An 18,949-nucleotide genomic window follows, 5' to 3' on the forward strand; every position below is an offset into this window, starting at 1 on the left:
TCCTGCTGGCCTGTGCCGCGGTCTGGGCCAAGTCGTCCGATCGGAACCAGGACATGATCATCGATGCCGGCCACCAGAACGGCTCCTACGAAGGCAACAGCAAGATCGTGCTGAGCAAGGGCGTGACCGTCGTCCAGGGCTCGCTGGACATCCGTTCCAGCGCCGGCGAGATCTTCATGAACAATGGCGAGATCTCCCGCGCCGTGTTCACCGGCCAACAGGTCAAGCTGAAACAGCAGATGGACGATGGCTCCTGGATGGACGCCACCGCCGATCGCGTCGAATACGACATGGCGACCGAAACCATCACCTTCATCGGCAACTACACGGTGAAATCGCCGCGCGGCTCCAACAGCGGCCAGAAGATGGTCTACAACACCAAGACCGGCAACATGGAAAGCGGCGGCGACGGCACCCGCGTGCGGACCGTGATCAAGCCGAAGTCGGCGCAACCGCAGGGCACCAAGTGATGTTGACCGCACAGGGCCTGCGCAAGACCTATCGCCAGCGCAAGGTCGTCAGCGATTTCGGGTTGAGCCTGGAAGCCGGCGAAGTGGTCGGCCTGCTGGGGCCGAACGGCGCCGGCAAGACCACCTGTTTCTACATGATTGTCGGCCTGGTGGCCGCCGACGCCGGCCGGATCGAACTGGACGGCCAGGACATCACCGCCGAACCGATGTACCAGCGCGCCAAGCTGGGGGTGGGTTACCTGCCGCAGGAACCCTCGGTGTTCCGCAAGCTGAGCGTGGCCGACAACATCCGCCTGGTCCTGGAACTGCGCGAGGACCTGGACGGGGCAGGCATCGAGAAGGAACTGGCCTCGCTGCTGGACGAACTCCAGATCAGCCACGTCGCCGACCAGCTGGGCGCCAGCCTGTCCGGCGGCGAGCGGCGGCGTTGCGAAATCGCCCGCGCCCTCGCGGCCCAGCCCCGCCTGATGCTTCTGGACGAGCCGTTCGCCGGTGTCGACCCCATCTCGGTCGGCGAAATCCAGCGCATCGTCAAGCACCTCAAGAACCGGGGCATCGGCGTGCTGATCACCGACCACAACGTGCGCGAGACCTTGGGAATCTGCGACCGGGCGTATATCCTCAACGAGGGCAGCGTGCTGGCGCAGGGGGCACCGGACGCGCTGCTGGCCAATCCGGATGTGCGGCGCGTGTACCTGGGGGAAACTTTCCGTCTCTGAGGGCGATGCCGCACCACCCGGACCGCAGGCCATGCCGTCGCCTTCGGACATCGGATGAAACCACGCCTCCAGACATCGCTGGGACAGCAACTGGTCATGACGCCGCAGCTGCGTCAGGCCATCCGTTTGCTGCAGATGTCGACCGCGGAACTGGAAGTGGAAATCACCCAGGCCGTGGAATCCAATCCGCTGCTGGACTGGACCGACGACGCCCCCGCCACCGGCGAGGATGGACCGTCGACGGAAGCGAACGGCGAGGCCCAGGAAACCCGCCACGACGACGAGGGTCCGGCCGGGGACGATTGGGCGCCCGACGAAGGGCCGTGGGCCACTTCGGGGGGCGGCTCCTTCGACGATGACGACCCCGGCAGCGCCGCCGAACGGATCGCCGAAGCCGACACCCTGCGCGATCACCTGCTCTGGCAGTTGCACCTCTCCCATCTTTCCCCGCGTGATCGCCGCATCGGCAGCACACTGATCGATGCGTTGGAGGAAGATGGCTACCTGCGCGAGCCCCTCGCCGGCATCGCCGAGGCCCTGAAGCCCGAACTGGACGTCGACGAGGAGGAGATCGGCGTGGTCCTGCATCAGTTGCAGCGCTTCGATCCGGTAGGCGTCGGCGCGCGTTCGCTGGGCGAATGCCTGCGTCTGCAATTGGCCGTGCTCAGCGACGACACACCCGGCAGGGCCCTGGCGATACGGATCGCCGATGGTCCGCTGGATCGGCTGCCACGCAGCGGGATCGCCGGCATCGCCGCCGAACTCAGGCAACCCGTGCCCGAGGTCGAAACCGCGGTGGCCCTGCTTCGCACCCTGGATCCCAAGCCCGGCGCCCAGATCGGTGAACTCGGCAGCGATACCTATGTGGTCCCCGACTGCGTGGTCTGGCGCCAGCGCGGGATCTGGCGGGCCGCGCTGGCCGGAAACACGCTGCCCCGCATCGGCATACACCGGGGCTATGAACAGATGATCCGGCAGTGCGGCGAGAGCGACGCCGGCTATCTGAAGGGCCAGTTGCAGGAAGCCCGCTGGCTGCTCAGGAGCCTGGAAGCGCGGGGCGAAACGCTGCTCAAGGTCACCCGCTGCCTGATTCGCGAACAGTCCGGCTTCCTGGAGTTCGGTGAACAGGCGCTGCGCCCCTTGACCCTGCGCGAAGTCGCCGGCGAAGTCGGTCTGCACGAATCCACGGTTTCACGCGCGATCGCCCGCAAGTACGTGCGAACCCCACGTGGAACCCTGCCCCTGCGGGCGTTCTTCGCCTCCGGCATCGACACCGAGGGCGGCGGCGAGGCCTCCAGCACCGCGATCCAGGCCATGATCCGGCGCCTGATCGAACAGGAAAATCCGCGCAAGCCGCTGTCCGACGCCAAGCTGGCTGATCTGCTGAAAGCCTCGGGCGTCCCCGTGGCACGGCGTACGGTGGCCAAATACCGTGAAGCCCTGCACATCCTGTCATCGCACGAACGCGTGCGCCTGGACTGAAACATCACTTTTCGTCCGCAGGCGCTTGATCGCCACCGGGATCGGATCCATCTTGTCAGTGCGGCGATTGGCCGCGCTGCCGGAGATGTCTGGAACCCGAACCCGATTCCGTTGTCATAGAACACGACAACGCGTTCTTCGCAGTGCCGACAGCACTGCATCACCGACAGAAGGAGGCAAGCGATGCGTATCGAGACCTACGGGCATGAAATCGAAGTCACTCCCGCCCTGCGCGAATACGTGGAAACCAAGCTGAAGCGCCTGGAGCGCCATTTCGACCAACCCTTCGAAGTTCGTACCCAACTCTGTACGCGCAAACCCGATTACGTCGCCGAAGCGACCGTATCCCTCGCGGGCCGTACCCTCCACGCCGACGCCGGCGCGCAGACCATGTACGCCGCCATCGACATCCTGGCTGACAAGCTCGATCGCCTGCTGGTCAAGCACAAGGAAAAGAAGACCGACGTCCAGCGCGGCACGCGCGTGGAAGCGGTCGGCTGACGCGGTTCCCGCCCCCAACCGCCCTTGCCTGCGACCATCGCGGTCCGGGCAAGGGCAGGACCGCGTTCTTCACACTGCATTAGCAGTTCCGTTCCCTCCGGATTACACTCCCCCTGCCCGTGTCGCCGACGCGTCCGGGCGGGAAGATTTCGTTTTGCCCCGGATGTATCCATGCCACGCCGTTCCGGCGCGCGTGCTCCTCTCCTCCCTGTCCGTTCTCGCCGCATGATGAATACCAGTATCACCGCACGCGAACTCTTCGAGCAGCAGAAAGAGAAGCTGGCCCTGCGCTGGGTGGCCGGCCAGAAGGGCGAGAACCGGATCCTCGAAGCCGGCGACACCATCGCGCGTCGGCCATCGCTGGCCGGATACCTCAACGCGGTCTATCCCAACAAGGTGCAGATCCTGGGCACCGAGGAACTGACCTGGCTGGATTCGCTGGATTCCCGCCAGCGCTGGGAAACGATCGAGAAGATCGTCCACTTCCGTCCGCTCGCGCTGGTCATCAGCAAGAACCAGCAGTGCCCGGAGGACCTGCGCGAGGCGGCCAACGAAACCGATACGCCGCTGTGGATCTCGCCCAAGCGCGGGCACGAACTGCTGAATCATCTTTCCTATCACCTCGCGCGCACGCTGGCGCCGCGGGTGACGCTCCACGGCGTGTTCATGGAGATCTATTCCATCGGCGTGCTGATCACCGGTGAAGCCGGTTCCGGCAAGAGCGAACTGGCGCTGGAGCTGCTCAGCCGCGGCCACCGGCTGGTCGCCGACGATGCGCCCGAGTTCACCCAGATCGCCCCGGACGTACTCGACGGCACCTGTCCCGAACTGCTGCAGGATCTGCTGGAAGTCCGCGGTCTGGGCGTGCTGAACGTGCGCGAGATGTTCGGCGATACCGCGGTCAAGAAGAACAAGTACCTGCGCCTGATCGTGCATCTGACCCGACCGATGACCGAGCCCAATCCACACGGCTACGAGCGCCTGACCGGCGATTCCGGCACCCGCCACGTACTCGACCTGGACGTGCCCCTGATCACCCTGCCGGTGATGCCGGGCCGCAACCTGGCGGTGCTGACCGAAGCGGCCACCCGTCTGCACATCCTGCGCACCAAGGGCATCGATCCCGCGGCGATGTTCATCGCCCGCCACAGCAACCTGCTGGAGCGGAGTACGCCATGAGTTCCCCGGGAGACGAGATCCCCCCGGCGGTGCAGGCGACTCCTCCCACCGTTGTCATCGTCAGCGGGCTGTCCGGTTCGGGCAAGTCGGTCGCACTGAAAACCTTCGAGGATCTGGACTACTACTGCGTCGACAACCTGCCGGTCGAACTGCTGCCGTCGTTCGTGCGCAGCCTGATGAAGGGCGACACCCTGCCGCAGAAGATCGCGGTCGGCATCGATGCCCGCAGCGGCCACGCCGAACTGGGCAAGCTGGCGCAGTGGCGCGCGGCGCTGGCGCAACTGGGCCTGGAAGGCACGCTGATCTTCTTCGACGCCGCCGAGGAAATCCTGCTGCGGCGCTATTCCGATACCCGTCGCCGGCACCCGCTCAGCCACAACCAGACCGGCGTGTCGCTGCAGGAAGCCATCCGCCGGGAGCGCGAAATCACCGCGCCGCTGCGCGAGGCCGCCGACGTCGTCATCGACACCAGCCAGCTCAACGTGCACCAGCTGCGCCGGCGCATCATTGCCGAGTTCGCGCTCAACCGCGGCGCCGCCCTGTCGCTGCTGTTCGAATCCTTCGCCTACAAGCGCGGTGTGCCTGGCGACGCCGATTTCGTATTCGACGCCCGGGTGCTTCCCAATCCCCACTGGAACCCGGAACTGCGTCCCTATTCCGGCCGCGATCCCAAGGTGCGCGAGTACCTGCGTTCCCAGCCGGAGGTCGCCGAGTACGTCGGCCAGGTCAGCCAGTTCCTCGACACCTGGTTGCCGCGCCTGCGCGGGGAAACCCGCAGCTACGTCACCATCGCGTTCGGCTGCACCGGCGGCAAGCATCGCTCGGTCTACCTGGCCGAGACCCTGGCCCAGCATGCCCGCAACCAGGGCTGGGAAGAGGTTGCCACCTTCCATCGCGAACTTGACTAGACGCGGTCATCGGGCGCGGCCGGTGAGTCTGTCCGCGCCGCCCTTGACCCGGCCTTCACGCGCAACGCCGCGTCCCGCGAAAACCGCTTCCGGCATGTCATGCCCGTCTGTTAACGTTCCGGAATGGCTTGTGGCATCCTCCTCGTTACCCATCCCGGCATCGGCGTGTCCATCCTGGCCGTCGCGGCGACCCTGTTGCGTCAATTGCCCCTGAAGGCGGAAGCCTTCGAGGTGCCGTTCGACGCCGATCTGGACGTGCTGCTGCCGCAGGCTTCGGCCGCGCTGCGACGGGTCGACGGAGGCGATGGCGTGCTGGTGCTGACCGATCTGTACGGCGCCAGCCCCAGCAACCTGGCCGGAAAGCTGGCGCGCCTGGGCACGCCCATCCGGAGGGTATCCGCGCTGAGCCTGCCGATGCTGTTGCGGGTGATGAACTATTCGGAACAGGGACTGGACGAACTGCCGGCGACCGCGGCCGCCGGCGCACGCAATGGAGTCATCCACGACGATGCTTGAACGCGAACTCACCGTTTCCAACCGCCTGGGCCTGCACGCCCGCGCGACCGCCAAGCTGGTCCAGGCCCTGGCCGGCTTCCGCTGCAACGTCACGCTTGCGGCGAAGGGGCGCGAGGTCAACGCCAAGAGCATCATGGGCGTGATGCTGCTGGCCGCCGGCCAGGGCACGCCGGTGATCGTGCGGGTGGACGGCGAGGACGAAGCCGCCGCCATGGACGCGGTCGCTTCCCTGTTCGAACGACGGTTCGACGAGGACGCCTGATGCGGACGTTGCTGTCGGGCCATGGCGCATCGCGCGGCAGCGCGCTGGGACGCGCCCGGGTCCGGCTGCCGCACGCGCTGGAAGTCGCCGAACAGCGCATCCCCGCCCACGCGGTGGAGGCCGAGTTGCAACGCCTGCACCTGGCGGTCGACGCCACCCGCGAGGAAATGCACCGCCTGCGCGATCGACTGCACGGCGCCCTTGCCAGGGAAGTCGGCGAATTCCTGGACCTGCACGCCCTGCTGCTCGACGACCCGGAGCTGCTGTACGGCCTCGACGAACTGATCCGCACCGGCCGCTATAGCGCCGACTACGCCCTGCGACTGCAGCGGGATCGTCTGGCGGCGGTGTTCGACGACATGGATGACGCCTATCTCAAGAGCCGGATGGACGATCTGGATCACGTCATCGGCCGCATCCACGCGCACCTTCAACAGCGCGCGGTCGACGCCGAGGGCGTGGCCGGCGACATCCTGGTCTGCGACAACATCGCCCCTTCCGAACTGGCCCAACTGCAATCGCAGGGCGTGGTCGCCATCGTCACCGCCGCCGGCAGCGCGCTCTCGCACAGCGCGATCCTGGCGCGCAGCCTGCACATGCCCCTGGTCGTCGGCGCGGCGCAGGCGCTGCAGCGGATCAACGACGGCGACGCGCTGATCGTCGACGGCACCACCGGACGGGTGGTGGTGGATCCGAACGCGGCCGACCTGCACCGCTATCGCGAACGCCTGCGCGAGGTCGCGCGCGAGGAGCGCGAGCTGGGCCGCCTGCGTTCCAAGCCCAGCCGCACCCGCGACGGCATGGACATCGCGCTGTACGCCAACGCCGAGTCGCTGGACGACGTGGCGCGGGCGCATGCGCTGGGCGCCGCGGGTGTCGGCCTGTACCGCACCGAATTCCTGTTCCTGCAGCGCAACGAGCTGCCGGACGAGGACGAGCAGTTCCGCGCCTACCGCGACGTGGTGCTGGGCATGAGCGGCCGTCCGGTGACCATCCGCACGCTGGACCTGGGCGCGGACAAGGCCGATCGGACCGGACTGGTGCTGGACGACGAGGACAATCCCGCGCTCGGCTTGCGCGGGGTGCGCCTGTCGCTGGCCCGCGACGGCGTGTTCGACACCCAGTTGCGCGCCATCCTGCGGGCCTCGGCCTACGGACCGGTGCGGATCCTGATTCCGATGGTCAGCAGCCGCGAGGAGATCCTGGCGATCCGGCGCCTGATCAAGCGCGTCTCCGCCCAGTTGCGCAGGCGCGGACTTGAAATCGCCGGCCAGGTGCAACTCGGCGCGATGATCGAGGTGCCGGCCGCGGCGATCGCCATCCATGGCTTCGTCGACGTGGTGGATTTCGTTTCCATCGGCACCAACGATCTGGTGCAGTACCTGCTGGCCGCCGATCGCAACAACGAGGCATTGGGTGAGCTGTACTCCCCGTTGCACCCGGGCGTGATCCGCCTGCTGCGGCACGTGATCACGATCGGCCAGGCCCATGAGATACCCGTGGCGGTATGCGGGGAGATGGCCGGCGATCCCCGGCTGGCACCGCTGCTGCTGGCGTTGGGCCTGCGGGAGTTCAGCCTGCATCCCAACACGCTGCTGGAACTGCGCCGCGTGATCCGCGGCAGCGATTGGGCCGCCCTGCAGGCCTCCACCGAGAAGCTGCTCAAGGTCCGGGACCGCGCCGGCATCGAGCGCTGGCTGAAATCCGCTTCGGCCTGATCGCGGCAACCACGCAGAAAATGCCCCGTGTGGGGTGTCCATAATCTCAACGGCAGGCGATAATGCCGCCATGAACATCTGATGCCACGGTCGCATCCGTCCTGCGGATCGGCCCCGTTTCGGAGCACTGCATGGCCGAAGCCGTCCGCCACGACAAGACCGCGCGCCAACTGCGCCTCCTTTCCGACGCCCTCGACAGCGGCCGGCTGGGGCCTGTGCGCCGGCTCGTCAACACCCTCGCCCCCGCTGAAATCGGCAATCTGCTGGAATCCCTGCCGCCCGGCAAACGCGAGGTGGTCTGGGGCCTGGTGGATGCCGAGGACGACGGCGAGGTGCTGGTCCATGTCGGCGACGAGGTCCGCGAGAGCCTGCTGGCGGACATGGACCCGGACGAAATCATCGCCGCGGTCGAAGACCTGGACATCGACGATCTGGCCGACCTGGTCGAGGATCTGCCCGATACCGTCATCGACGAAGTCCTCAAGTCGATGGACCGGGAGAACCGCGAGCGTCTGGAACAGGTGCTCTCCTACCCCGAGGACACCGCCGGCCGCCTGATGAACCCGGACGTGGTGACGGTGCGCGCCGACGTCAACGTGGACGTGGTGCTGCGCTACCTGCGCCTGCGCGGCGAGCTGCCGGATCACACCGACCACCTGTTCGTGGTCAGCCGCCGCCACCAGTACCTGGGACGGGTCTCGCTGGCCTCGCTGGTCACCCACGAGGACAGCACGCCGATCAACCGCCTGATCGATGACGAGCAACCGGCCATCGACGTCGGCGAGAGCGCGCAGGAAGTGGCCCGCCAGTTCTCCGACCACGACTGGATCTCCGCGCCGGTGGTGGACGACAACAACATCCTGCTGGGCCGCATCACCATCGACGACGTGGTCGACATCATCCGCGAACAGGCGGAGCACCAGGCCATGAGCGCGGCCGGCCTGGACGAGGACGAGGATCTGTTCTCGCCGGTGCGGCGCGCGTTCCGGCGCCGCCTGATCTGGCTCGGCATCAACCTGTGTACCGCCTTCCTCGCCGCGAGCGTGGTCGGCCAGTTCGAAGGCAGCATCGCCAAGCTGGTGGCGCTGGCCGCCTTGATGCCGATTGTCGCCGGCATGGGCGGCAACGCCGGCACCCAGGTGCTGGCGCTGATGGTGCGTGGCCTGGCGCTGGGCCAGATCGGCGCGTCCAACGTGATGACCCTGCTGAAGAAGGAACTGGCGGTCGCGCTGATCAATGGCCTGTGCCTGGGCATCGGCCTGGGCGTGATCGTCTATCTGTGGTTCCACCAGCTGGGCCTGTCGCTGGTGATCGGCAGTGCGCTGACCATCAACCTGCTGACCGCCGCGACCGCCGGCGTGCTGGTGCCGCTCACGCTCAAGCGGCTCGGCTTCGATCCGGCGCTGGCCGGCGGGGTGATCCTGACCACCGTCACCGACGTGATGGGTTTCCTCAGCTTCCTCGGCCTGGCGACCCTGATCCTGTTGCAGTGACGGGGTCGTTGCGGTAACCCGCAGGCTGCGCCGCGCTGCGGGCCGATCGTGTACCTGCCCCCTCGTGGCCAACCCGGTGCGGACGGTGATTTTTGCAGCGCCTGCAGGTGCTGCATGTCCGGAGCCGTGGTCACTGCCACGTATTTTTCCTGCGGCGCTGTTCCCGCACTGGCTGCGCATCCGTTCCGGGTCCATCATGGGCCCTGGCTGTTCCATGCCGCCCTCAATGCCACCGTTTTGCCTCCATGTCGCCCTGGGAACCCCCGCATGATGACTACCGCCCTGCCCGGCTCCGTCCATGATCGTCCACGCCGCTTCCTTCCCCCTCGCGTGGTCCTGCTGATGCTCGCCCTGATATCCGCCGCCATGTTGCTGGGTGGCTGCGCGAGCGGCCCGGTGTCCTCGCACGGCGCGTTCGTCGATCGCGAGGTCCAGGTCGCCGGCAAGGTCCATCGCTACCAGGTTTTCGTGCCGGCGGGCCATGGTCGCGGCAAGGCGCCGGTGATCCTGTTCCTGCACGGTTCCGGCGAACGGGGCGAGGACAACCAGTTGCAGATGAAGGTGGGCCTGCCGCCGCATCTGCGCAGGCATCTCGATGACTTCCCGGCGGTGGTGGTGATTCCGCAGGCACCGGCCGACACCGAATGGACGCAGGAAGCCGGCGCCATCGCCCTGGCCGCGCTCGATGCCTCGATGAAAGAGTTCAACGGCGATCCCGATCGCGTCTATCTGACCGGCCTGTCCATGGGTGGCTACGGTACCTGGGAGCTGGCCCTGCAACAGCCGCAGCGCTTCGCCGCGCTGGTGCCGATCTGCGGCGGACTGACCGTGGACTGGACCGACCAGCGCCCCGGCATGGTCGCGCACAGCGTCGCCGACGCGCAGGACCCGTTCGCCGATGCCGCGCGCCGGCTCGGGCATGTGCCGATCTGGATTTTCCACGGCAGCAAGGACGATGCGGTGCCGCCGGAGCAGTCGCGCCGGATGGACGCCGCGCTGAAGCAGGCCGGCGGCGATGTGCGCTATACCGAATTCCCCGATGCCAACCACAACTCCTGGGATCCGGCCTACGCCACGCCCGAACTGTGGACCTGGCTGTTCCAACAGCATCGCTGAGATCCCATGGCCGAACTGCTCAACGACTACTTCACCCCCGGTTGGCGCGAACACCGGTACGAATGCGCCTGCGGCTGGCAGGGCGATTCGCGCGCGATGCAGATGGACCTGCAGGACGAGGTGACCGACTACGCCTGCCCGGAGTGCGGCAACCTGCTGCTGATCGTCCGCCATCCGGATCTGGCGCAGGTCCGCGCGGCGGCGGCGGCCGGCCACCCCGAGGCGGTACAGCAGCTGGCCCTGCTGGAGGAAGCCGAACGCCACCTGGGTTCGCGCTAGGACCGCCCGTCGCCCTGCCCTCAATTGCCGTCCGGCACCGCCGATAACCCGGCGCCCCTTCACGAAAGATCCGCGGCGAGCAGCATCCATGGTCGAACGCTCCGATGTCCCTCCCGGCCTGACCGGCGGCTTCCGCCGCCTGTGGGCGCGCGGCCACAAGCGCACGCAGCCGACGGGCAAGGCCTTGACGACACACGACGCGTCACGTCCGCTCATCACCCCCGCCCAGTTGCAGGGTCTGTTCCTGCACGCGGACGCGCCGCCGGCCCTGGTGTCCGCCTTCGCCGATGGCGTGGCCGGACTGGGCGGCGAACTGCGCGGCATGGGCCAGCGCCTGCAGGCCGCCTGTGCCGACGGCGACTGGCTGGCCTATGGCCGCGCCATGCGGCAGCTGATCGACAAATACATCCGCACCATCCCGGACGAACCGGTTCCCGGCAGCGATGCCCCCAGCGAATCCGAGCAGCTGCGCGGACTGCTCCACCACACCCTGGTGATGGCGGTGGAGACCCTGCTGCGGGAAGACGCGCGCCTGCACCAGCAGACCCAGCAGATGGCGGACGACCTGAAGGCCTGGCAACCCGGCCAGCCGCTGGACGGGCTCGACGGCCAGCTCAAGGACCTGTGCCATGCCATCGGACAGGGCAGCCACGAGGCCAGCGACGCGCAGGAACTGCTGCGCAGCCTGTTCGATCTGCTGCTGGAGAATGTCGGTGAACTGCTGGAGGACGGCAGTTGGCTGCAGGATCAAATCGCGGCGGCGCGCGGCCTGCTGACCGGTCCACTGGATCGCGAGCGGCTGGAGGAAACCCGTACCGGCCTGCGCGAGGTCATCTACAAGCAGGGCCTGCTCAAGCAGGGACTCAACGAGTCCAAGGCGGCGATGAAGGACATGATGGTCACCTTCGTCGAACGCCTCGACGGCATGGCCAGCAGCACCGGCGAATTCCATGACCGCATCAGCTTCCACGCACAGGCGCTCCGCGACAGCCGCAGCGTCGCCGAACTGGGCAAGCGGATGGAGGACATCCTGCAGGACACCGCCCAGCTGCAACAACAGGCGCTGCGTGCCCGCGACGATCTGTACGCGGTGCGCGCCGAGGCGGAAGCCGCCGAACGTCGCGTCGCCAGCCTGGAGCAGGAACTGCAATCGGTCTCCAACCTCGTGCGGATCGATCAGCTGACGGAGGCGTTGAACCGCCGGGGCTTCGAGGAACTGTTCCGGCGCGAATCCAGCCGCGCGCTGCGCAGTGGCCAGCCGCTGTGCCTGGCCCTGCTGGATCTGGACGACTTCCGCCTGATCAACGCCACCCACGGCCATCTCGGCGGCGACGCCGCGCTTCGCCACGTGGTCGCCGTCGTCCGCGGCGCGCTGCGCGGCAGCGACGCCATCGGCCGTTTCGGCGGCGAGGAGTTCGTGCTGCTGCTGCCGGACACGTCGTTCCGCGAAGCTCTGGGAATTACCGAACGCGCCCAGCAGCGGCTGGCGCAGCGCCCACTGCTGCACGAACGCGAAAGGCTGGCGGTGACCTTCAGCGCCGGCGTCGCGATGTGGCGCGACGGCGAGCCGCAGGCGTCATTGGTCGAACGCGCCGATCGCGCGATGTACCAGGCCAAGTCGGCCGGCAAGAACCGGGTGATGGCGGCGCGCGACTGACCCGCGCGCCGCGACGATCAGCCCAGCAGGGTTTCCAGCACCGCCATGCGGATTGCGACGCCGTTGCTGACCTGGCGCAGCACCAGCGACTGCGGGCCGTCGGCGACCTCGTCGGTGATTTCCACGCCACGGTTGATCGGCCCCGGGTGCAACACCACCGCGTCCTTCGCCGCGCGACCCAGGCGTGCCCGGGTCAGTCCGAAGTCGCGGTGATACGCATCGAGCGACGCGATCAGGCCTTCTTCCATCCGCTCGCGTTGCAGGCGCAGCATCATCACCGCGTCCACGCCTTCGAGCATGGCGTCGAAATCGTCGCCGACGGTGCAGCCGGCCAGGGTATCGTCATCGGGCAGCAGCGATTGCGGGCCGCAGACGCGGATCTCGCCGGTGCCCAGCGTGCGCAACGCATGCAGATCCGAACGGGCCACCCGCGAATGCTTGACGTCGCCGACGATCAGCACCTTCAGCCGCGAGAAGTCCGCACCCTTGGCCTGGCGCAGGGTCAGCGCGTCCAGCAGGCCCTGGGTGGGGTGCGCGCTGCGGCCGTCGCCGGCATTGACCAGGGTGGTCCCCTCGCCCGCCGCTTCGGCCAGCGCATCCACCGCGCCGTCCTCGGCATGCCGCACCACGAAACCGCGCACGCCCATCGCTTCCAGGTTGCGCAGGGTATCCCGCGCCGTCTCGCCCTTGCGGGTGGACGAGGTGGAGGCGTCGAAGTTCAGCACGTCCGCGCCCAGGCGCTGGGCGGCGATCTGGAAAGAACTGCGGGTGCGGGTGGACGGTTCGAAGAACAGCGTGCACACCGTGGTGCCGTCCAGCAGGTTGCGGCGCTGGGTGCGGCCCAGCGCCGTATCGCGGATCTGGCCGGCGCGATCCAGCAGGCGGCAGAGGGTTTCGCGGGGAAGACCATCCAGGGTCAGCAGGTGCCGCAGGCGTCCATCCGAATCGATTTGCTGGGTCATGGCTCAGTTCTGGAATGCAAGGGTCGGGACCGGGCACCGGCAAGCTTGCCGGAGTCCGACGGGAAGTTGGAAAACAGGGAACCGGACACTCCGCCGACGGCGGGAACCGGAACGGGAAAAGAAGACGATCGCACGGGGGCGTACCCGATCCTGGCCGGATGGGTCGCCACCTCGATCAAAGGGTCACCTGCGTGGCGTCCTGCGGCGCGGCCAGCCAGCGCTCGATGATCACCGCCGCCGCCACCGCGTCCAGCGCGGCGGCATCGCGCTTGCGCTTGCGGCCCTCGGCGCGATCCAGCGCGAAGCGCCGCGAGGCTTCAACCGAGCTCGCGCGTTCGTCCACCAGTACCACCGGCAGTTTGTAGCGCGCATGCAGTTCCCGCGCGAACGCCTGCGCGCGTTTGCGGTTGGGTTGATCGCCACCGTCCAGGGTCATCGGATCGCCGACCACCAGGCCGTCGGGGCGCCACTCCGCATGCAGTCGATCGATGGCCGGCCAGTCCGGCCCGTGCGCGTGCACGTCCACCACCGCCAGCGCGCGCGCGCCACTGCCGAAGGCGCTGCCCACGGCCACACCGATGCGTCGCGCACCGACATCGAATCCCAACACCGTGCCATCCAACTTCATGGCCGACTCCAGGAACGCCGGCCGGATGGCGTCGGCGGGCAGGTTTGCCCACCGCGTGCGGCATGACGATTCCGGCGACAGGGTTTCATGCGTGTCCGCTGTAGTCTGTGAGCCTGGTCATGTCTACACCGATCAGCCCGCCCGCCGCCTGCCAACGCCGTTCCAGCGGCAGATCGAACAGCAGGCCGGTATCGGCCGGCGCGGTCAGCCAGGCATTTTCGCCCAACTCGAATTCCAGTTGGCCCGCACCCCAGCCTGCGCAGCCCAGGGTGACGATCGCGTGTTCCGGGCCCTGGCCGGCGGCCATCGCTTCCAGGATGTCGCGCGAGGTGGTCAGGTAAAGCCCGTCGGCCACGGTGAGAGTCGAATCCCACGCCCGCGCGTCGTCGTGCAGCACGAACCCGCGCTCCGGGTGGACCGGGCCGCCGTTCAGCACGATCTGCTCGCGCAGGCCCTCGTCCGGGGTGTCCAGCTGCATCTGCAGCAGCACTTCGCCCAGCGTGTACTCGGAGGGACGATTGACCATCACCCCCATCGCGCCCTCGCCGTCGTGCTGGCAGATCAGGGTCACGCTGCGGGCGAAATTGGGGTCATCCAAGGCCGGCGAGGCGATCAGCAGCTGGTTGGCGAGGAAGGTTTCGGCGGACATGGCGCCATTTTAGCCCGACCGCGCTACCCTGACCGCATGAGCGGATATTGCGACGTCGCCCCCGGCCATCCCGTCCATGGCCCCTACCACGACCAGGAGTACGGTTTCCCCCAGCGGGAAGAGGCGGTCCTGTTCGAGCGCCTGCTGCTGGAAATCAACCAGGCCGGGCTCAGCTGGGAGACCATCCTGCGCAAGCGCGAGGGGTTCCGGCAGGCCTACCACGGCTTCGACGTGGACGCGGTGGCGGCCTATGGCGACGCCGACCGGGAACGCCTGCTGGCCGACCCCGGCATCATCCGCAATCGTCTGAAGGTGGACGCCGCCATCCACAACGCCCAGGTCATCCAGACGCTGCGCGGTTCGCACGGTGGTTTCGCCGCCTGGCTGGACGCGCATCACCCGCTGGACAAGCCAGAGTGGATCAAGCTGTTCAAGCGCACGTTCCGGTTCACCGGCGGCGAGATCACCGGTGAGTTCCTGATGAGCCTGGGTTACCTGCGCGGCGCGCATCGCGACAGCTGCCCCGCCCATCTGCGCATCCTCGCGCTGGCGCCGCCCTGGCAATCGGCGGGCTGAACCCGCGCCGCTGAGCGAAGTGGTAAGCACGGCTTACCACTTCGCTCAATCTTCCGCATCGCCTTCCGATATCGGGAAAGCCGGCTTCGCGTGGTCCGATTTCACGGTTGCGGGCATACTCCGGCCATCATCGCTGCTTGGGAGAGGCAGGCATGAAGGGAGTCGTGTTCACCGAGTTCATGGAGATGATGGACAGCCGCTTCGGGCCGGAGCTGACCGAGCGCGTGCTGGAAGCCGCGCACCTGCCCAGCGGCGGCATCTACACTGCCGTGGGCACCTACGATCATACCGAACTGCTGGCGCTGGTCGTGCAGCTCAGCCGCGAAACCGGCCTGCCCGGCGCGCAACTCGTGCGCGAGTTCGGCCACTACCTGTTCGGGCGCTTCGTGAAGAGTTATCCGCGCTTCTTCGAGAACGTGCACTCCGCGTTCGATTTCCTCGAACAAGTGGACAACCATGTGCACGTCGAGGTGCTGAAACTGTATCCCGGCGCCGAACTGCCCAGCTTCCGCAATGAACGGCATGATGATCGGCACATGGTGTTCGACTACCGCTCCAGCCGTCCGCTGGGCGATCTGGCCGAAGGCCTGATCGCCGGCTGCGTGGATCATTACGGCGAGCGCGTGCGGATCGAACGTACGCCGCTGGTCGCCGAAGGCGGCGGTACCGCGATCCGTTTCCTGCTGACCCGGGTGGACTGAGCCGCTCCATCCATGGACGAACTGCAACTGCTCAGACGGAGACTGGAGCGCGAAAAGCAGGCCCGCCGCGCGGCGGAGCTGTTCATCGAGGAAAAAAGCCTGGAGCTGTACGTCGAACAGCAGAAACGCGAACACGCGTTCCAGGCATTGCAGGCGCAGACCGTCGCGACCAACACGCTGAACCGGCAGTTGCAGGAGGAAATCAGCCGCCGCATCCAGGCCGAGACGCTGGAGAGTTTCCTGGAGCGGATCGTGCAGGACCATCCGCTGCACAGCATCCTGGTCGAACTCACCCGCATGGTCGAGGCGCAGACGCCCGGCGGCCGCTGCTTCATCGCGGTGCACGCCGATGGCGAGCTGTTCCATGCGGACAGGCCGCTGGCGGAAGGCCGCAATCCGATCATCCAGGCGCCGCTGGCGTGGCTGCCCGGCGGTACTCACGAGCAACGCCAGATCCAATGGGTGGACGACGTCCGCCGGCATCCGGTCTGGCGCCGCCATTGTGACGGCGGCCTGCTCGATGGCGCGGGCAGCGCCTGGTCGGTGCCATTGACCACGGCGCATGGCGAGCACGTCGGCGAATTCGCCCTGCAATCGCCGAATGGCCGTCCGCCCAGCGAATCGGATCTGGAATGGATGATGATGATCAGCGGCCTCGCCGCGCTCGCCATCGGCCACCGCCAACTCGCCGACAACCTCAACCATCAGGCGCATCACGACGCCCTGACCGATCTGCCCAACCGGTTCCTGTTCCGGGACCGGCTGAACCAGGCCATCGCCCACGCCCGCCGCGAGGAGCATCGGGTGGGCGTGCTGTTCCTGGATCTGGACGGCTTCAAATACATCAACGACACCCTGGGCCACCAGCAGGGCGACAACGTGCTGATGGCCGCCACCCGCCGCATTCGCCGCCTGCTGCGCGAGACCGACACGCTGGCGCGCATGGGCGGCGACGAATTCACCCTGATCCTGCCCGGCATGAAGAGCGTGGCCGACGCCACCCGGATGGCCGATCGCTGCCTGGAAACCCTGCGCCGCCCGATTCCCGTCGACGGTCACGAACTGTATGTCACCGGCAGCATCGGCATCGCGCTGTTCCCGGACGACGCCCGCGACGCCGAACAACTGCAACGCAATGCCGATGCGGCCATGTATCGGGCCAAGGCGCGTGGCAAGAACTGTTTCGAATTCTTCACGCCGGAACTGACCGCCGGCAGCCGCGAACGGCTGGATCTGCGCGCCGACCTCCACCACGCGCTGGAAGAAGGCCAACTGGCGCTGCATTACCAGCCGCAGTACCGCGCCGATGGCGTATTGATCGGATTCGAAGCCCTGATGCGCTGGAACCATCCGCGCCACGGCGCGATTCCACCCAGCGTGTTCATCCCCATCGCCGAGGAGTCCGGCCTGATCCTGGCGATCGGACACTGGGCGCTGGAACACGCCTGCCGGCAGATGGCGCGCTGGCAGCACGCCGGCGTCGCCAACCTGCTGATGGCGGTCAATCTGTCGGCGGTGCAGTTGCAGCAGGAGGACTGGGCCCGCACCGTCGCCCGCGTGCTGGAGGCCACCGGACTGCCCGCGTCCTCACTGGAACTGGAACTGACCGAGAGCCTGGTGATGCAGGACGTCCAGTCCACCGCCCGCCACCTGCGCGAACTGCGCGCCCTCGGCGTGCGCGTGGCGATCGACGACTTCGGCACCGGCTACTCGTCGTTGAACTACCTGCGCCAACTGCTGGTGGACACGCTGAAGATAGACCGCTCCTTCATCTGCGAAATCGATGCGTCCGCCGAACCCGGCCTGCACTATCCGATCATCCGCAGCATCATCGAACTCGGTCACAGCCTGGGCCTGTCGTTGATTGCCGAGGGTGTGGAAACCGAGCACCAGGCCCACACCCTGCGTGACCTCGGCTGCGACGGCCTGCAGGGCCACCTGTTCGCCCCGCCGATGACCGCCAGCGACTGCGAAGTCCTGCTCCGCCAACTCCGCGCCCTGCCATAGCACGCACGCTCGCGCCGTCACTGGCCGTACGTCCCACGACCCACTATCCCCCCCCCAACTGCTCGTTGCTCGCCTTCCTCCCCCGCCATCGCATGACCTTTCCCTTCCCCCGCCCCGCGGGGGAAGGTGCCGAAGGCGGATGGGGGCAACCCGTCCGCGTGCGAAACGCACATCCGGCGCTACGCGCCACGCTCTCCCCGGATGAGAAAAGACCCTGCGGCCAGCCTCGCTGCACCGCAGGCCCTACACGGCAGGCAACACCGCCACGCAATCGGCATCCAGCTTCAGATCCGCCAGCGCATCCGCGCGGGTCTGTCCACGATTGAGCAAGGCGATGGGCTTGCCCGCCTCATGCGCCATGCGGGCGAAGCGGAAACCCGAATAGACCATCAACGAAGAACCCACCACCAGCAGCGCGTCCGACGCAGGCAGCGCCGCCACCGCCCGCTCATAGCGTTCACGCGGCACGTTCTCGCCGAAGAACACCACATCCGGCTTCAGCATCCCGCCACAGGCCTCGCAAGGCGGCACCCGGAACCGGCTGAAATCCAGCCCGTCCAGATCCGCATCGCCATCCGGCGCGGTCGCCGCTTCCAGTCCATGCCAAGCGGGATTGGCGTCGTGCAGCCGTTCCTGCAACTCCGCCCGCGATGACACCGTGCGACATTGCAGGCACACCACCTGGTCGATGCGCCCGTGCAGATCGATCACGTCGCGACTGCCCGCGCGCTCGTGCAGGCCATCGACGTTCTGGGTCAACAGTTGCGACAGGCGTCCACCCTGCCATGCCGCCAGGGTCCGGTGCGCCGCGTTCGGCTGCGACTTCGCCATCCGCGGCCAACCGATGAAACTGCGCGCCCAATAGCGCGCATTGATCAACGGCTCGCCGGTGAACGCCTGATACGTTACCGGCGGCGTGCGCTTCCATTGGCCATCGGCATCGCGATAGTCCGGAATCCCGGACGCCGTGCTGCACCCCGCGCCGGTCAGCACGAACACGCGTTCAAACGAAAGCAGCCATTCACGCAGGCGTCCGGCGGCCTCGGCATGCGGGGCGGTGAGGGCAATCGACATGCCGTCATCATACGGCGGAAAACCGCCGGGTCCGGCGCCCGCATTCCGGCGC

Annotated in this window: 20 protein-coding genes; 16 read left to right on the plus strand and 4 right to left on the minus strand. The window is 67.5% G+C overall.

Translation table 11 applies throughout. The annotated features are described in order from the left end of the window. Positions 1-53: 53 nt before the first annotated feature. The 13 genes from lptA (at position 54) to AC3DEZ_RS06910 (ending at position 12,300) form a co-directional block, all read left to right on the plus strand. Positions 54-470 (plus strand): lipopolysaccharide transport periplasmic protein LptA, encoded by a 417-nt coding sequence (gene lptA, locus AC3DEZ_RS06850; RefSeq protein ID WP_488387540.1) that lies wholly within the window; start codon positions 54-56, stop codon positions 468-470. Beyond that, positions 470-1,189 carry an LPS export ABC transporter ATP-binding protein gene (gene lptB / locus AC3DEZ_RS06855; RefSeq protein ID WP_447104940.1) on the plus strand — a complete coding sequence of 240 codons (720 nt, stop codon included), beginning with the start codon at positions 470-472 and terminating at the stop codon, positions 1,187-1,189. Before lptA ends, lptB begins: the two co-directional genes overlap by 1 nt. A 54-nt stretch (positions 1,190-1,243) precedes the next feature. After that, positions 1,244-2,671, plus strand: coding sequence for an RNA polymerase factor sigma-54 (locus AC3DEZ_RS06860; RefSeq protein WP_488387541.1), 1,428 nt, complete (start codon positions 1,244-1,246; stop codon positions 2,669-2,671). 183 nt (positions 2,672-2,854) lie between these two features. Next, complete coding sequence (hpf, locus tag AC3DEZ_RS06865) at positions 2,855-3,172, plus strand: ribosome hibernation-promoting factor, HPF/YfiA family (protein ID WP_295378752.1); 318 nt, start codon at positions 2,855-2,857, stop codon at positions 3,170-3,172. 228 nt (positions 3,173-3,400) lie between these two features. Beyond that, positions 3,401-4,351, plus strand: coding sequence for an HPr(Ser) kinase/phosphatase (gene hprK / locus AC3DEZ_RS06870; RefSeq protein ID WP_295378755.1), 951 nt, complete (start codon positions 3,401-3,403; stop codon positions 4,349-4,351). Between the two features lie 29 nt (positions 4,352-4,380). Continuing rightward, positions 4,381-5,259 (plus strand): RNase adapter RapZ, encoded by an 879-nt coding sequence (rapZ, locus tag AC3DEZ_RS06875; protein WP_447105219.1) that lies wholly within the window; start codon positions 4,381-4,383, stop codon positions 5,257-5,259. Between the two features lie 123 nt (positions 5,260-5,382). Continuing rightward, positions 5,383-5,775 carry a PTS sugar transporter subunit IIA gene (locus AC3DEZ_RS06880; protein WP_488387542.1) on the plus strand — a complete coding sequence of 131 codons (393 nt, stop codon included), beginning with the start codon at positions 5,383-5,385 and terminating at the stop codon, positions 5,773-5,775. Next, the gene (locus AC3DEZ_RS06885) at positions 5,768-6,037 is read left to right on the plus strand and encodes an HPr family phosphocarrier protein (RefSeq protein WP_447104936.1); all 270 of its coding nucleotides are present in this window, start codon (positions 5,768-5,770) and stop codon (positions 6,035-6,037) included. Before AC3DEZ_RS06880 ends, AC3DEZ_RS06885 begins: the two co-directional genes overlap by 8 nt. Beyond that, on the plus strand, positions 6,037-7,755 hold the full coding sequence (ptsP, locus tag AC3DEZ_RS06890) for a phosphoenolpyruvate--protein phosphotransferase (RefSeq protein ID WP_488387543.1): 1,719 nt from the start codon (positions 6,037-6,039) through the stop codon (positions 7,753-7,755). Before AC3DEZ_RS06885 ends, ptsP begins: the two co-directional genes overlap by 1 nt. 131 nt (positions 7,756-7,886) lie before the next feature. Further along, positions 7,887-9,248, plus strand: coding sequence for a magnesium transporter (gene mgtE, locus AC3DEZ_RS06895; protein WP_447104934.1), 1,362 nt, complete (start codon positions 7,887-7,889; stop codon positions 9,246-9,248). Positions 9,249-9,590: 342 nt separating this feature from the next. Continuing rightward, positions 9,591-10,364, plus strand: a complete 774-nt coding sequence (locus AC3DEZ_RS06900; protein ID WP_488387579.1) for a carboxylesterase family protein — start codon at positions 9,591-9,593, stop codon at positions 10,362-10,364. 6 nt (positions 10,365-10,370) lie between these two features. Further along, complete coding sequence (locus AC3DEZ_RS06905; RefSeq protein ID WP_488387544.1) at positions 10,371-10,643, plus strand: hypothetical protein; 273 nt, start codon at positions 10,371-10,373, stop codon at positions 10,641-10,643. Positions 10,644-10,731: 88 nt separating this feature from the next. Beyond that, positions 10,732-12,300: a GGDEF domain-containing protein gene (locus AC3DEZ_RS06910; RefSeq protein ID WP_488387545.1), complete on the plus strand. Its 1,569-nt coding sequence runs from the start codon at positions 10,732-10,734 to the stop codon at positions 12,298-12,300. A gap of 17 nt (positions 12,301-12,317) precedes the next feature. Here the strand turns inward: AC3DEZ_RS06910 and AC3DEZ_RS06915 are convergent, their stop codons facing one another. The 3 genes from AC3DEZ_RS06915 to AC3DEZ_RS06925 form a co-directional block, all read right to left on the minus strand. Further along, positions 12,318-13,262, minus strand: a complete 945-nt coding sequence (locus AC3DEZ_RS06915; RefSeq protein WP_447104931.1) for an aspartate carbamoyltransferase catalytic subunit — start codon at positions 13,260-13,262, stop codon at positions 12,318-12,320. A 175-nt stretch (positions 13,263-13,437) separates the two neighbouring features. Beyond that, on the minus strand, positions 13,438-13,890 hold the full coding sequence (gene ruvX, locus AC3DEZ_RS06920) for a Holliday junction resolvase RuvX (protein WP_447104930.1): 453 nt from the start codon (positions 13,888-13,890) through the stop codon (positions 13,438-13,440). 85 nt (positions 13,891-13,975) lie between these two features. Beyond that, entirely contained in the window at positions 13,976-14,539 is a 564-nt protein-coding gene (locus AC3DEZ_RS06925; RefSeq protein ID WP_447104929.1) for a YqgE/AlgH family protein, read from the minus strand. Positions 14,540-14,575: 36 nt separating this feature from the next. Here AC3DEZ_RS06925 and AC3DEZ_RS06930 point away from each other — a divergent pair, with 36 nt between their 5' ends. The 3 genes from AC3DEZ_RS06930 to AC3DEZ_RS06940 all read left to right on the plus strand — a co-directional run bounded on the left by AC3DEZ_RS06930 (position 14,576) and on the right by AC3DEZ_RS06940 (position 17,823). Continuing rightward, positions 14,576-15,115 (plus strand): DNA-3-methyladenine glycosylase I, encoded by a 540-nt coding sequence (locus AC3DEZ_RS06930; protein WP_488387546.1) that lies wholly within the window; start codon positions 14,576-14,578, stop codon positions 15,113-15,115. A gap of 152 nt (positions 15,116-15,267) precedes the next feature. After that, a complete protein-coding gene (locus AC3DEZ_RS06935) occupies positions 15,268-15,816 on the plus strand; it encodes a heme NO-binding domain-containing protein (RefSeq protein ID WP_488387547.1) in 549 nt (182 codons plus the stop codon). A gap of 12 nt (positions 15,817-15,828) precedes the next feature. Further along, complete coding sequence (locus tag AC3DEZ_RS06940; RefSeq protein WP_488387548.1) at positions 15,829-17,823, plus strand: putative bifunctional diguanylate cyclase/phosphodiesterase; 1,995 nt, start codon at positions 15,829-15,831, stop codon at positions 17,821-17,823. Positions 17,824-18,066: 243 nt separating this feature from the next. Here AC3DEZ_RS06940 and AC3DEZ_RS06945 read toward each other — a convergent pair whose 3' ends face one another. Beyond that, positions 18,067-18,897: an NAD-dependent protein deacetylase gene (locus AC3DEZ_RS06945; protein WP_488387549.1), complete on the minus strand. Its 831-nt coding sequence runs from the start codon at positions 18,895-18,897 to the stop codon at positions 18,067-18,069. Positions 18,898-18,949: the final 52 nt, after the last annotated feature.

This window comes from Pseudoxanthomonas sp. 134C1 (genome assembly GCF_057773065.1).

What these genes read in the sequence shown, in the direction of transcription:
- AC3DEZ_RS06880 (WP_488387542.1), top strand. Translation starts at nt 5,383, where the DNA reads ATGGCTTGTGGCATCCTCCTCGTTACCCATCCCGGCATCGGCGTGTCC.
- AC3DEZ_RS06860 (WP_488387541.1), top strand. Translation starts at nt 1,244, where the DNA reads ATGAAACCACGCCTCCAGACATCGCTGGGACAGCAACTGGTCATGACG.
- lptA (WP_488387540.1), top strand. Translation starts at nt 54, where the DNA reads ATGATCATCGATGCCGGCCACCAGAACGGCTCCTACGAAGGCAACAGC.
- AC3DEZ_RS06940 (WP_488387548.1), top strand. Translation starts at nt 15,829, where the DNA reads ATGGACGAACTGCAACTGCTCAGACGGAGACTGGAGCGCGAAAAGCAG.
- AC3DEZ_RS06900 (WP_488387579.1), top strand. Translation starts at nt 9,591, where the DNA reads ATGCTCGCCCTGATATCCGCCGCCATGTTGCTGGGTGGCTGCGCGAGC.
- AC3DEZ_RS06925 (WP_447104929.1), bottom strand. Translation starts at nt 14,539, where the DNA reads ATGTCCGCCGAAACCTTCCTCGCCAACCAGCTGCTGATCGCCTCGCCG.
- mgtE (WP_447104934.1), top strand. Translation starts at nt 7,887, where the DNA reads ATGGCCGAAGCCGTCCGCCACGACAAGACCGCGCGCCAACTGCGCCTC.
- AC3DEZ_RS06905 (WP_488387544.1), top strand. Translation starts at nt 10,371, where the DNA reads ATGGCCGAACTGCTCAACGACTACTTCACCCCCGGTTGGCGCGAACAC.
- hpf (WP_295378752.1), top strand. Translation starts at nt 2,855, where the DNA reads ATGCGTATCGAGACCTACGGGCATGAAATCGAAGTCACTCCCGCCCTG.
- AC3DEZ_RS06885 (WP_447104936.1), top strand. Translation starts at nt 5,768, where the DNA reads ATGCTTGAACGCGAACTCACCGTTTCCAACCGCCTGGGCCTGCACGCC.
- ruvX (WP_447104930.1), bottom strand. Translation starts at nt 13,890, where the DNA reads ATGAAGTTGGATGGCACGGTGTTGGGATTCGATGTCGGTGCGCGACGC.
- AC3DEZ_RS06915 (WP_447104931.1), bottom strand. Translation starts at nt 13,262, where the DNA reads ATGACCCAGCAAATCGATTCGGATGGACGCCTGCGGCACCTGCTGACC.
- AC3DEZ_RS06910 (WP_488387545.1), top strand. Translation starts at nt 10,732, where the DNA reads ATGGTCGAACGCTCCGATGTCCCTCCCGGCCTGACCGGCGGCTTCCGC.
- lptB (WP_447104940.1), top strand. Translation starts at nt 470, where the DNA reads ATGTTGACCGCACAGGGCCTGCGCAAGACCTATCGCCAGCGCAAGGTC.
- AC3DEZ_RS06945 (WP_488387549.1), bottom strand. Translation starts at nt 18,897, where the DNA reads ATGTCGATTGCCCTCACCGCCCCGCATGCCGAGGCCGCCGGACGCCTG.
- AC3DEZ_RS06930 (WP_488387546.1), top strand. Translation starts at nt 14,576, where the DNA reads ATGAGCGGATATTGCGACGTCGCCCCCGGCCATCCCGTCCATGGCCCC.
- hprK (WP_295378755.1), top strand. Translation starts at nt 3,401, where the DNA reads ATGAATACCAGTATCACCGCACGCGAACTCTTCGAGCAGCAGAAAGAG.
- ptsP (WP_488387543.1), top strand. Translation starts at nt 6,037, where the DNA reads ATGCGGACGTTGCTGTCGGGCCATGGCGCATCGCGCGGCAGCGCGCTG.
- AC3DEZ_RS06935 (WP_488387547.1), top strand. Translation starts at nt 15,268, where the DNA reads ATGAAGGGAGTCGTGTTCACCGAGTTCATGGAGATGATGGACAGCCGC.